Source organism: Curtobacterium sp. MCSS17_016 (genome assembly GCF_003234255.2).
In the GTDB taxonomy this organism is placed as follows: domain Bacteria; phylum Actinomycetota; class Actinomycetes; order Actinomycetales; family Microbacteriaceae; genus Curtobacterium; species Curtobacterium flaccumfaciens.
Map to the genome: position 1 here is coordinate 3140483 of NZ_CP126254.1, position 12390 is coordinate 3152872.

Consider the following 12390-nt stretch of genomic DNA (forward strand, 5'->3'; position numbering starts at 1 on the left):
GTGTTCGTCGTGCGCTGCGGGCGGACCTGGGACGCCGTTCCGCTAGCGCGGCGCACCATCGGGGTCCGCCCACGACGAGGAGCCGCGATGCCGCACGCCTTCCGACCGGACCGGCCGCGCCCGGTCCGACTCGACGTGCTCGCCCGAGCGCTCGGTGTCGACGGTCCCGGTGCCGGCGCGGTCCCGGTGGCCGGCCTGGCGATCGCCACCGACGAGCTCCGGCCGGGGATGCTGTTCGCCGCGCTCCCCGGCCGCGTCGCACACGGCGCGCAGTACGCCGAGGTGGCGCGCGACGCCGGTGCCGCCGCGGTGCTGACGGACCCCGACGGGCAGGCCGCGGCGCGACGGAGCGGGCTGCCGGTCGTCGTGGTGCCGGAGGTCCGTGCACGCCTGGGCGCCGTCGCACGGCTCCTCGCCGGCACGGAGTCGCTGCCGTTCCCGCTGTTCGGGGTGACCGGCACGAACGGCAAGACCTCGACGGTGCACCTGCTCGACGCCCTGATGCGTCGGCTCGGGTGGCGGTCGGCGATCAGCAGCACGGTGGAGCGCCGTGTCGACGACGAGTCGCTGCCGAGTGCGCTGACGACACCGGAGGCCCCGGAACTGCACGCGTTCCTGGCACGCGCCGCCGAACGCGGGGTCGACGGTGCCGCGCTCGAGGTGAGTGCGCAGGGCCTCTCCCGCCACCGCACCGACGGCGTCGTGTTCGACGTGGCGGGGTTCACCAACCTGTCGCACGACCACCTCGACGACTACGCGGACATGGACGAGTACCTGGCGGCCAAGGCCCTGCTGTTCACGCCGGCTCGGTCGCGCGCCGGCGCGGTGTCGCTCGACTCCCCTGCCGGTCGCCGGATCGTCGAGCGGGCGACGGTCCCGGTCACGACGATCTCGACCGAACCCGCGGCCGGGGCCGACTGGACCGTCCTGGTGCGGGAGCAGCGGCCCGACGGAACCCGGTCGACCCTGACCGCACCGGACGGCACGACGTTCGACCTGGACCTCCCGCTGCTCGGCGTGCACATGGCGGCGAACGCGGGGCTGGCGGTGGCGATGCTCGCGACCGCCGGGGTGCCCGTCGCAGCACTGCTCGACGCGACCGAGGGCCGTCTCGACGTCGTCGTCCCCGGGCGGATGGCGGACGCATCGGCGGCGACCGGCCCTCGCGTCTTCGTGGACTTCGCGCACACCCCGGACGCGTTCGCGAAGAGCCTGCAGGCGGTGCGGGCGTTCGCACCGGGCCGGGTCGGGATCGTCCTCGGCGCGGACGGCGACCGGGACCCGAGCAAGCGAGCGGCGATGGGTGCGGTGGCGGCCGAGGCCGCCGACGTCGTCGTCGTGGCCGACCACCACCCGCGGTTCGAGGACCCGGCCCCGATCCGGGCGGCGATCCTCGACGGTGCGCGGGCGAGCGGGCACGAGGCGCTGGTCGTCGAGGAGCCGGACCCGGCGCGGGCGATCCGCCGGGCGATCGCCGAGGTCGGTGACGACGGGGTCGTGTACTGGGCCGGTCCGGGCCTGACCGACTACCGGGACGTCCGCGGGGTGCACGTGCCCTACTCGTCGTTCCGGGATGCCCAGGCCGCACTCGCCGAGGCGGGGCACCTGCCCGGCGCCCGCTGTGAGCTCGCCTGCGAACCGTCGAATTAGGTTGCACACAACTTGGTTGCGTGACAGTGTGGACGCATGCCCGTGACCGACGAGATGGTGTGCTTCTCCCTCTACGCGGCGTCCCGCGCCACCACGCAGGCGTACCGCACGATGCTCGAACCCTGGGGTCTGACGTACCCGCAGTACCTGGTGCTCGTGACCCTGTGGGTCGAGGGCGACCAGACCGTCTCCAGCCTCGGCGAACACCTGCAGCTCGACTCCGGCACCCTCTCGCCACTGCTCCGCCGCATGGAGCAGAGCGACCTGGTCCGCCGCGAGCGCCGCAGCACCGACGAGCGCGTCGTCACGGTGACCGTCGGTGACCGAGGCCGCGAACTGCGGTCCGAGCTGAGCGGCATCCCCGCGCGCATCGCCGCCGGGATGGGCCTGGCCGACGAACGTGCCGCCGCCGAGCTCATCGCGACGCTGCACCGGCTGACCGAGACGATGCACGCGGCGGCCGACCCGGAGCACGACGCCGCTGGCGCCGGCGCCGTTTCGCGCTGAGCGACACTGCACGCCCACGTGCGCCCGTGAACTGTCGCTGAGCGCGAGAGCACGCCGCACACCCCCGAACTTCACGATCCGCCCCACAAGGAAGGAACCCCATGGAAACCCTCTACACCGCCGAGGCCCTGGCCACCGGCGAAGGCCGCAACGGCCACGTCGCCACGAGCGACGGCACGGTCGAGTTCGACCTCGCCATCCCGAAGGAGATGGGTGGCTCCGGCAACGGCGCCAACCCCGAACAGCTCTTCGCCGCCGGCTACGCCGCCTGCTTCCACTCCGCACTGCAGGGCGTCGCCCGCAGCCAGAAGGTGAAGATCACCGACTCGTCCGTCGGCGGTCGCGTGTCGATCGGCCCGAACGGCAACGGTGGCTACCAGCTCGCCGTCATGCTCGAGGTCGTCATCCCCGGCCTGGAGCACGACCAGGCCCAGGCCCTCGCCGACGCGGCCCACCAGGTCTGCCCGTACTCGAACGCGACCCGCGGCAACATCGACGTCACCATCGTCGTCTCGGAGGACTGACCCATGAGCACCACCACCCCCACGACCATGCGCGCCGTCGTCCACGAGACCTTCGCCGAGCCCGCTGACGTCCTCGAGGTGCAGGAGCGCCCCGTCCCGACGCCCGGCGCCGGCGAGGTCCTCGTCCGCACGGTCCTCTCCCCCATCCACAACCACGACCTGTGGACCGTCCGCGGCACCTACGGCTTCAAGCCGGAGCTCCCCGCCGCATCGGGCACCGAGGCACTCGGTGTCGTCGAGGCACTCGGCGAGGGCGTCACGAACCTGCAGGTCGGCCAGCGCGTCGCCGGCGGTGCCTTCGGCGTCTGGGCCGAGTACTACACCGCGAACGCCGCCGGGCTCGTCCCGGTGCCGGACGCGATGACCGACGAGGCCGCCGCCCAGCTCGTCTCGATGCCGTTCAGCGCCATCAGCCTGCTGCACTCGCTCGACCTGCACGAGGGCGACTGGATCATCCAGAACGCCGCCAACGGTGCGGTCGGTCGCATGGTCGCCCAGCTCGGTGCCGCCCGCGGCATCAACGTGATCGGACTCGTCCGTCGCGCCGCCGGTGTCGACGAACTCCGCGAGCAGGGCATCGAGCGCATCGTCGCCACCGACGCCGACGACTGGCAGGACCAGGTCGCCGCGATCACCGGTGGCGCCCCGATCATCGCCGGCGTCGAGTCGGTCGGTGGCAAGGCCGCCGGCGACATCGCCTCCGTGCTGGGCGAGAACGCCACCCTCGTCGTCTTCGGCGCGATGGCGTCGCCGACGCTCGAGATCCCGTCGGGCAAGGTCATCTTCGGCCAGCTCACCGTGAAGGGCTTCTGGGGCTCCGTCGTCAGCAAGACGATGCCGGCCGAGACGAAGGGGCAGCTCTTCGGTGAGCTCATCACCCGCGTGCTCGACGGCTCGCTGACGCTCCCCGTCGCCGAGACCTTCGCCTTCGAGCAGGTCCGCGACGCCGTGCGCGCCAGCGACACCGCCGGCCGCGTCGGCAAGGTGCTCCTGCGCCCGTAGCGCGACCACAGGACGGACGGGAGGCCCGGTGCCAGCTGGCACCGGGCCTCCCGTCCGTTCACTGGTCCGTCACATGGCCTCCTTGATCCCCCGACGCACCAGCCACACGTTCACGGGGTACGCGCAGACGAAGCCGGCCACCATCGCCAGCTGCATCGCCACCCAGAACTCCGGCGAGAAGACGCTCGCGCGTCCGCCGACGAGTGCCGGGAACACGACGAGCTGCCACACCGCCATCAGTCCGTACATGCCGACCTGCCACGCGATGATCGACAGTGTGTCGGCCTTGAGCGCTGCGACGAGCCCGGCCCGGACGCCGAGGCCCCGCATCGGCGCGATGGCGAAGTACTGGAACGCGATGCCGAGGACGAACGCGATGACGAAGTCGACGATCCACCCGGCGACCATCCGGTCCTGGTAGAGCGCGCCCAGGCCGACCGCCACCCCGAGCGCCGGGAACGCCGCGAGCCCGAACTCGCCGATCAGGTCGCCGAGGGCGCACCCGGCCCCGCAGTGGCTCGTGTCGATCGCGGTGCCCGCCCACCGTCCGTGGCCGGGCGCCGTCGCCCGCCCACGACGCAGGTAGAAGACGAGCCACACGACGCTGCCGAAGAGCATCGTGAGCGGCCACACGAAGGCCATGACGCGCATCTGCGGCGGCCGACGCACCACGTCGACCGCCACGAAGACCGCACACCCCACGGCGACCACGAGCAGCGCGGAGCACACCACGCTCAGGGCGGCCGGGAAGTCCTGCAGCACCAGTTCCGTCACGCCTCCATGCAACCAACCGGGCGACGACGGTGGATCCAGTCAGCAGAAGACGTCGGGTGCCCTGGGGCGACCCGACGTCTTCTGCTCACTCGGTGCAGCGTGGTGCGGACTAGCGGCGCGACGCCTTCACGGGGACGGTGAAGATGTTGCCGGTGGTGACGCCCTCTTCGACCTCTTCGAGGGTGCGACCGCGGCTCTCCGGCACGAACTTCCAGATGAAGAGCAGCGCCAGCAGCCCGACGACCCCGAACCCGAAGAAGGTCCCGGTGATGCCGGTCGCGGCGACGATCGTCGGGAAGTACAGCCCGAGGAACGCGTTCGCGATCCAGAGGCAGAACACCGAGATGCCCATGCCGAGCGCACGGATCTGCGTCGGGAAGATCTCGGACAGGACGACCCACACGGCGATGTTGAGGAAGGTCTGCATCGAGCCGACGAACGCGACGACCAGGAACAGGATGACCCACGGGCGGGCCGGGTTGCCCTCGGGCAGCGCCACGGACGCGATGCCGATGAGGAAGTGGCAGATCGTCGTCAGCGTGAACCCGAGGATCAGCGTCGTGCGGCGGTTGATCTTCTCCATGTTGTACAGCGCGATGACGCCACCGACAACGGCGATCACGCCGGGGGCGATGTTCGCGATGAGGGCGGCCGACGCCTGGAACCCGGACTCGATGAGCACGGTCTGGCCGTAGTACATGATCGAGTTGATGCCGGTGAGCTGCTGCGCGACGCCGAGCCCGGCGCCGATGAGCACGATGCGGATGAGCCACTTGTTCCCGCGCAGCGTGTGCCAGCCACTGACACGCTCGACCTTCGCTTCGAGGTCGTTGCTCCGCTTGATGTCGTCGAGCTCGGCGCGGGCCCGGTCGGTGGTCCGGACCTGCTCGAGGACGGACAGGGCCTCGTCGTAGCGGTCCTTCGACGCGAGCCAGCGCGGCGACTCCGGCACCCGGAGCATGCCGACGAACAGCGCGATCGCGGGGAGCGCGCAGACGGCCAGCATGACGCGCCACACCCCGTTGCCCTCACCCCAGATGTTGCCGATGAAGGCGTTGACCACGAAGGCGGCGAGCTGACCGATCACGATCATGAGCTCGTTGCGGCCGGACAGGGACCCGCGGATCTCGTACGGCGCGAGTTCTGCGAGGAACACCGGCACCACCGTGGATGCGCCACCCACCGCGAGGCCGAGGAGCACACGACCGATGACGATGACCTCGAACGTCGGCGCGAACACGCAGATCAGCGTGCCGACGAAGAACGTGACGGCCAGCAGGATGATCGTCTTGCGGCGACCCCAGCCGTCGGCGATGCGGCCGCCGAGCATGGCGCCGATCGCGGCACCGAAGAGCAGCGAGCTGGTGACGACACCCTCGGTGAAGTTCGTGAGGCCGAGCTCCGCCTTCATCGGGTTCAGGGCACCGTTGATGACACCGGTGTCGTACCCGAAGAGCAACCCACCGAACGTGGCGACGAGGGCCAGCACACCGAGTCGTCGGCGGTGCGGCCCGGTCCCCAACGGGGGCAGTGCGACAGTCGGGGCTGTCGGTTTGATGTCGACCATTCGGTGACTCCTTCGTCGGTGATCGCGCGTCAGTGCGTGGACCGATCGTAACCCGAATCCATGTCCTGTCAATTGGACATTCTGTCGTCAGGTCGTTTGGATCGGTCCACAGAAGGCCTGATGAGGACGGGAGCGGTCCAATCTGCGAGTCGGGCTCAGCGCTCGTCGTCGACGGGGCCGTCGCCCAGGACGTCCCCCAACGAAGCCATGTCGGCACCGTGGTCGGTGTAGCGGCGCACGGTCCGTCGGGCGGCGGCACTTGCGGCACCGGACAGGGCGGGGTTGCGTCGGGCGGCGTCGGCGACGCGTCCGGCATGCCCCGCGGTGGAGAGCAGCACGTTCGCGAGCGCGCGGGCGTCGCCGCGCTCGGGGACCCCGGTCACGGTCCAGGCCGTGCGGACCTGGGCGTCGGGGGTGACGCCACGACGGGTGCCCATCCGGTGCCAGTCCGACAGCACGCCCTCGGTGCGCGAGGCCGCGCGGTCCGCCTCGCCTGCGCGTCGGCGTGCGGCGTCGCGGGCGTCGGACTCGCCGTCCGTGCCCTCGACGGTGTCGTACCGGTCGGTGAGCCCGTCGGCCCGTCGTCGGACGCTGTCGGCCCGTTCACGCGCTGCGACGTCGTCACCACCGGCCGCTGCGATGCGGGCGGCGTGCGCGGCGGCAGCCGCGGCGAGGATCTCCGAACGCTCCATGCCCTCGACCGTAGCCGCTCCGACCGACACCATCTCGCCCCCTCGGCGGCTGGACTGCGTCCCGGGACACAGTCCGCCGGCGACGACGACCGTGTGTTCGGCATCGCGTTACCCTCGAGCTGAGGGGGCATCATGAAACGGACCGGCGGAATCGCCATCGTGCTGGCGGCCGGCGTGGTGCTGTCCAGCTGCTCGCTGCTGCGGGGACCGGACGGTGCCCTGCCCGCTCCCGCCTCCCCACCCGCGTCGAGCCCGACCGCGAGCGAGACCCCGACCGCGACCCCGGACGGCGAGTCGGCATCGGACCTGATCGAGGCGTCGGCGAACCCGCGCACACCGACCCCGGTGCCGACGGAGGCCGCCGCACCCGCACCGACGCTGACACCGATCCCCGCCGGGACCGTCCTGGCGCAGGGGGACGTGGCCTCGCCGAAGGGCAGCGTGCACTTCCACTTCCGGGTGGTCGCGGACGGCGACGACACGTTCACCGCGCAGTACTCCGGGATCACCTCGACGCTGCCGGTGCCGATCGGCGTCGCGTTGTTCGACCTGCCCCGTGCGGTGGGCGACGGGCTCACCTACCCCGGTGTCGGTGACCGGACCCTCGGCGGCCCGACCAGCGGGGCGATCGCGACCGACGTTCCGTTGGACGGATCCGGCGTCGACCCGTCACACCTCGGCACCCTCGTGACCTACTCCGCCGCGGCGCCCGGACAGGACGTCCCCGTCGAGATCTCCGCCGGCAAGGTCCTCGCGGTGTCCACCGTGCGGTGGTCCGTCCCCGCGCGGCAGACGAACGTGCACCCGAAGGACGCCGGACGGCGGGCGAACGCGACCGGGACCGTCACCGCGACCACGGCCGCCGGCGCGCCGAGGTCCTACGGCGTCGCCCCGGACGACCTGATCGGGGACGTCGCGGCGCGGTTCGGCATCACCGTCCGCGACCTGGTCTGGCTCAACGAGGGCGTCCAGGTGTTCGGCGAGGACCAGCACCTGTACGAGGGCACGTCCCTCAACCTCGACCCGCTCGCCCGCTGAGCGGGCGGCCCGGCGCCGAGCCCCGCGGCGTCGCAGCGGGCCCTCGCGAAAGCGACACTTCTCCGCGGAAGATCGGCGCGCATCTGTCGCTTTCGCAGGCCTGACGGCGGCCCGTCGGGCGCAACTGTCGCTTTGGCAGTGCCCGACACGACAGACGGGAGGCCCGTGGCGGATCCGCCACGGGCCTCCCGTCCGTCAGGTGGGGGCGTGCGTTACTTCCGCAGCTCCAGGTACTTCGCGATGAGCGCCTTGGTCGACGGGTCCTGCGCGTCGAGCGCGGCCTGGTCGCCCTCCACGGCCGGCGTGACCTGCAGCGCCAGCTGCTTGCCGAGCTCCACACCCCACTGGTCGAACGAGTCGATGCCCCAGATCGTGCCCTCGGTGAACACGATGTGCTCGTACAGGGCGATGAGCTGGCCGAGGACGCTCGGGGTGAGCTCCGGCGCGATGATCGACGTGGTCGGCTTGTTGCCGGGGAACGTGCGCGCCGCGACGATGCCTTCGTCGGTGGTGCCCTCGGCGCGGACCTCGTCAGCGCTCTTGCCGAACGCGAGCGCCTTGGTCTGCGCGAAGAAGTTCGCCAGGAACAGCGTGTGCACGTCGGTGCCGGGCGCGACACCCTTGCCGTCGCCGGTCTCGTCCTTCAGCGGACGGGCCGGGTTGGCGACCGTGATGAAGTCGGCCGGGATCAGGCGGGTGCCCTGGTGGATGAGCTGGTAGAACGCGTGCTGGCCGTTCGTGCCGGGCTCACCCCAGAAGACCTCGCCGGTCTCGGTGGTGACGGGCGAGCCGTCCCAGCGGACGCGCTTGCCGTTCGACTCCATGGTGAGCTGCTGCAGGTACGCGGCGAAGCGGTGCAGGTACTGCGTGTACGGCAGGACCGCGTGGCTCTGCGCGCCGAGGAAGTTCGTGTACCAGACGTTGAGCAGGCCCATCAGGACGGGGACGTTCTGCTCGAGCGGCGTGGTGCGGACGTGCTCGTCGATCGCGTGGAAGCCGGCGAGGAACTGCTCCCAGTTCTCCTTGCCGATCGCGATGACGACGCTCGTGCCGATGGCCGAGTCGACCGAGTAGCGGCCGCCCACCCAGTCCCAGAAGCCGAAGGCGTTCTCGGGGTCGATGCCGAAGGCCTCGACCTTGTCGAGCGCGGTGGAGACGGCGACGAAGTGCTTCGCGACGGCGTTCTTCTTCTCGTCGTCGGCGGCGTCGGTCAGGCCGAGCTTCTCCCACAGCCACTGGCGGGCGAGGCGCGCGTTCGTCAGGGTCTCGAGCGTGCCGAAGGTCTTCGACGCGACGATGAAGAGCGTGGTCTCGGGGTCCAGGTCCGCGGTCTTCTCGTAGATGTCCGCCGGGTCGATGTTCGACACGAAGCGGGCCTCGAGGCCGGGCTGGACGGAGGGCTTGAGCGCCTCGTAGACCATGACCGGGCCGAGGTCGGAGCCACCGATGCCGATGTTGACGACGGTCTCGATGCGCTTGCCGGTGACACCGGTCCAGGCGCCGCTGCGGACCTGCTCGGCGAAGCCGTAGACCTTGTCGAGCGTGGCGTGCACGTCGGCGTCGACGTCCTGGCCGTCGACGGTCAGGGGCGCCGCCGGCACGAGGCCCTCGGTCGCCTTCGGGCGGCGGAGCGCGGTGTGCAGCACGGCGCGGTCCTCGGTGACGTTGATGTGCTCACCGGCGAGCATGGCCTGGAAGCGTTCGGCGACGCCGGTGTCCTTCGCGACCTGCAGCAGCGCGGCGAGGATCTCGTCGGTCACCAGGCCCTTGGAGAGGTCGACGGTCAGGTCGGCCGCCTGGAAGGTGTACTGCTCGGCACGACCGGGGTCGCTGTCGAACCACCCTCGCAGGTCCGGGGTGAAGCCGGCAGCGATGCTGTCGAGCTTCTTCCAGCCTTCGGTCGATGTGGGGTCGACGGGAGCGGATTCGGTCACGGGGTCCTCCTGGATCACCTTCTGGACGTACAGCCCGCGGGTCACGCAGCGCTGCGTCGCGGACCGTCTTCGAGCGTAGTGCGCTCCGGCAGGTGGTGCGCACAGTCGGCCGGGAGGCGCGGCTCGCGTTCGCTGCGCGCGTCACGCCTCCCGGCCGGACGCGTTCACGGCTGCGGTCGGCCTGCCGGGTTCAGGGCTGCGGTCGGCTTGCCGGGTTCACGGGTGTGGTCGGGTTCACGGCTGCGCCGCGAAGCGACGCAGCCGCAGGCTGTTCGTCACGACGAAGACCGACGAGAACGCCATCGCCGCACCCGCGAGCACCGGGTTCAGCAGCCCCGCCATCGCGAGCGGGATCGCCGCGACGTTGTACGCGAACGCCCAGAACAGGTTGCCCTTGATGACGCCGAGCGTCGCGCGCGACAGCCGGATGGCGTCGGCCACCACGGTGAGCCGGCCGCTCACCACCGTGATGTCGCTCGCCGCGATGGCTGCATCGGTGCCGGCCCCCATGGCGATGCCGAGGTCGGCTGCGGCCAGCGCGGCGGCGTCGTTCACGCCGTCGCCGACCATCGCGACGTTCCGCCCCTCGGCCTGCAGCCGGCGGACGGTCTCGAGCTTCGACGCGGGGGTCGCGCGGGCGTGCACCTCGTCGATGCCGACGCTCGCGGCGACCGCACGTGCGGCACCGTCGTTGTCGCCGGTGAGCAGCACCGGGTGCAGGCCGAGCGCCCGGAAGCGGGCGATCGCGTCGGCGGCCTCGGGCTTCACGGTGTCGCCGACGACGACCACGCCGAGGGCCGTGCCGTTCCGGGCGACGACGACCGCGGTGCCCCCGTCGGCCTCGGCGCGGTCGACGGCGTCGGCGAGCACCGGGGGCAGGGTGATCGACCACGAGTCGGCGAGCCAGCGGCTCGTGCCGACCAGCACGACGTCGCCGTCCACGACGGCCTGCACGCCGGCGCCGGCGGTCGCGGTGAACTGCTCGGCCTGGGGCAGGTCGGCGCCCCCGGCACGGGCCGCGGTGGTCACGGCGCGGGCGACGGGGTGTTCGGAGCCGTCCTCGACCGCTGCGGCGAGGCGCAGGACGACGTCCTCGGTCTCGTCGACGGCGGTGACCGACCCCAGGGTCATCGACCCCGTGGTGACGGTGCCGGTCTTGTCGAGCACGACGGTGTCGACACCGCGGGTGCGCTCGAGCACCTGCGGACCGCCGATCAGGATGCCGAGCTGCGAGCCTCGGCCGGTGCCGACCAGCAGCGCGGTGGGCGTGGCGAGCCCGAGCGCGCACGGGCAGGCGATGATCAGGGTGGCGACGGCCGCGGTGAAGGCCGCGGTGACCGAGCCGCCGAACACGAGCCAGCCGACGAAGGCCAGCACGGCGAGCGCGATGACGATCGGCACGAAGACGCCGGAGACGCGGTCGGCCAGGCGCTGCACCTCGGCCTTGCCGGTCTGGGCGTCCTCCACCAGGCGACCCATCCGGGCGAGCTCGGTGTCGGCACCGACGCGCGTGATCGCGACGACGAGCCGCCCGCCGACGTTGATCGTGGCACCGGTGACCCGGTCGCCCGGGCTGACCTCGACCGGCACGGACTCGCCGGTGAGCATGCTGAGGTCGACGGCCGACGAGCCGTCCTGCACCAGGCCGTCGCTCGGGATCCGCTCGCCGGGTCGCACCACGACGACGTCGCCCACGACCAGGGACGAGGCCGGCAGGCGGTGTTCGGCACCGTCGCGCAGGACGGTGGCGTCCTTCGCACCGAGTTCGAGCAGCGCCCGGAGTGCGGCACCGGACTGCGTCTTCGCGCGGGCCTCCATGTACCGGCCGGCGAGGATGAACACGGTCACGGCCGTCGCGACCTCGAGGTAGAGGTCGGTGGCCTCGGGGTCCGTGGCGAACCACGAGAACGTCATGTGCATGCCGGTCGTGCCGGCGTCGCCGAAGAACAGGGCGTACAGCGACCACCCGAAGGCGGCGAGGACACCGACGCTCACCAGGGTGTCCATGGTGGCGGCACCGTGCCGGGCGTTGACCCACGCGGCGCGGTGGAACGGGAGCGCACCCCAGACCGCGACGGGCGCGGCGAGCGTCAGGGCGAGCCACTGCCAGTTCGGGAACTGCAGGGCCGGCACCATCGAGAGCACCACGACGGGCACCGCGAGCACGGCGGACACGACCAGGCGTCGGCGCAGCGGGCCGGTCGGGTCGGCATCGGCCGCGGGTCCGGCGTCAGCGGCGGCGGGCGGTGCCGGCACCGTGGCGCCGTAGCCGGCCGACTCCACCGCGGCGATCAGCGCCTGAGGGTCGGCGGTGCCGTCCGCGGCGACCTGCACCTGCGCCTTCTCGGTGGCGTAGTTGACGGTGGCGGTGACCCCGGGCAGCTTGCCGAGCTTCCGCTCGATGCGGTTCGCGCACGAGGCGCAGGTCATCCCGGTGATGTCGAGTTCGACGGTGCGGTCGGTCACGAGCGCACGACCTCGTACCCCGCTTCGGCGACGGCGGTGCGGAGGGCGTCCGCATCGACGGGTGCCGTCGAGCTGACGGTGACCTCGGACGATCCGCCGGGGACGAGTCGGACGTCGACGCCCGACACCCCGTCGACCTCGGTGAGTTCCTCGGTGACGCTCATCACGCAGTGGTCGCAGGTCATGCCCTCGACGAGCAGCGTTTCGGTGGTCATGGTGTCTCCTTCTCGGTGGTG

At 71.8% G+C, this 12390-nt stretch carries 11 protein-coding genes; 5 read left to right on the forward strand and 6 right to left on the reverse strand.

What is annotated here, in order from left to right; translation table 11 throughout:
* Positions 1-87: 87 nt before the first annotated feature.
* The 4 genes from DEJ19_RS14760 to DEJ19_RS14775 all read left to right on the forward strand — a co-directional run bounded on the left by DEJ19_RS14760 (position 88) and on the right by DEJ19_RS14775 (position 3683).
* The gene (locus DEJ19_RS14760; protein WP_111232900.1) at positions 88-1650 is read left to right on the forward strand and encodes a Mur ligase family protein; all 1563 of its coding nucleotides are present in this window, start codon (positions 88-90) and stop codon (positions 1648-1650) included.
* 36 nt (positions 1651-1686) lie between these two features.
* Positions 1687-2157 (forward strand): MarR family winged helix-turn-helix transcriptional regulator, encoded by a 471-nt coding sequence (locus tag DEJ19_RS14765; protein WP_181441496.1) that lies wholly within the window; start codon positions 1687-1689, stop codon positions 2155-2157.
* Positions 2158-2258: 101 nt separating this feature from the next.
* On the forward strand, positions 2259-2681 hold the full coding sequence (locus DEJ19_RS14770) for an organic hydroperoxide resistance protein (RefSeq protein WP_071406102.1): 423 nt from the start codon (positions 2259-2261) through the stop codon (positions 2679-2681).
* A 27-nt stretch (positions 2682-2708) separates the two neighbouring features.
* Positions 2709-3683, forward strand: coding sequence for a zinc-binding dehydrogenase (locus tag DEJ19_RS14775; protein ID WP_071406109.1), 975 nt, complete (start codon positions 2709-2711; stop codon positions 3681-3683).
* Positions 3684-3752: 69 nt separating this feature from the next.
* Here the strand turns inward: DEJ19_RS14775 and DEJ19_RS14780 are convergent, their stop codons facing one another.
* From DEJ19_RS14780 to DEJ19_RS14790, 3 genes are all read right to left on the reverse strand, one after another.
* The gene (locus tag DEJ19_RS14780; RefSeq protein ID WP_258377368.1) at positions 3753-4457 is read right to left on the reverse strand and encodes a DUF4396 domain-containing protein; all 705 of its coding nucleotides are present in this window, start codon (positions 4455-4457) and stop codon (positions 3753-3755) included.
* 109 nt (positions 4458-4566) lie between these two features.
* Positions 4567-6024 carry a sugar porter family MFS transporter gene (locus tag DEJ19_RS14785; RefSeq protein ID WP_071405967.1) on the reverse strand — a complete coding sequence of 486 codons (1458 nt, stop codon included), beginning with the start codon at positions 6022-6024 and terminating at the stop codon, positions 4567-4569.
* 155 nt (positions 6025-6179) lie between these two features.
* On the reverse strand, positions 6180-6716 hold the full coding sequence (locus tag DEJ19_RS14790) for a hypothetical protein (RefSeq protein WP_111090969.1): 537 nt from the start codon (positions 6714-6716) through the stop codon (positions 6180-6182).
* 132 nt (positions 6717-6848) lie between these two features.
* Here DEJ19_RS14790 and DEJ19_RS14795 point away from each other — a divergent pair, with 132 nt between their 5' ends.
* Complete coding sequence (locus tag DEJ19_RS14795) at positions 6849-7754, forward strand: LysM domain-containing protein (protein WP_258377366.1); 906 nt, start codon at positions 6849-6851, stop codon at positions 7752-7754.
* 212 nt (positions 7755-7966) lie between these two features.
* On the opposite strand, the gene pgi is transcribed toward DEJ19_RS14795, so the two are convergent.
* From pgi to DEJ19_RS14810, 3 genes are all read right to left on the reverse strand, one after another.
* On the reverse strand, positions 7967-9688 hold the full coding sequence (pgi, locus tag DEJ19_RS14800) for a glucose-6-phosphate isomerase (protein ID WP_110864230.1): 1722 nt from the start codon (positions 9686-9688) through the stop codon (positions 7967-7969).
* Positions 9689-9922: 234 nt separating this feature from the next.
* The gene (locus DEJ19_RS14805) at positions 9923-12154 is read right to left on the reverse strand and encodes a heavy metal translocating P-type ATPase (protein ID WP_111232898.1); all 2232 of its coding nucleotides are present in this window, start codon (positions 12152-12154) and stop codon (positions 9923-9925) included.
* The gene (locus DEJ19_RS14810; RefSeq protein ID WP_171907845.1) at positions 12151-12369 is read right to left on the reverse strand and encodes a heavy-metal-associated domain-containing protein; all 219 of its coding nucleotides are present in this window, start codon (positions 12367-12369) and stop codon (positions 12151-12153) included. The genes DEJ19_RS14805 and DEJ19_RS14810 overlap by 4 nt, the downstream gene beginning before the upstream one ends.
* Positions 12370-12390 lie beyond the last annotated feature (21 nt).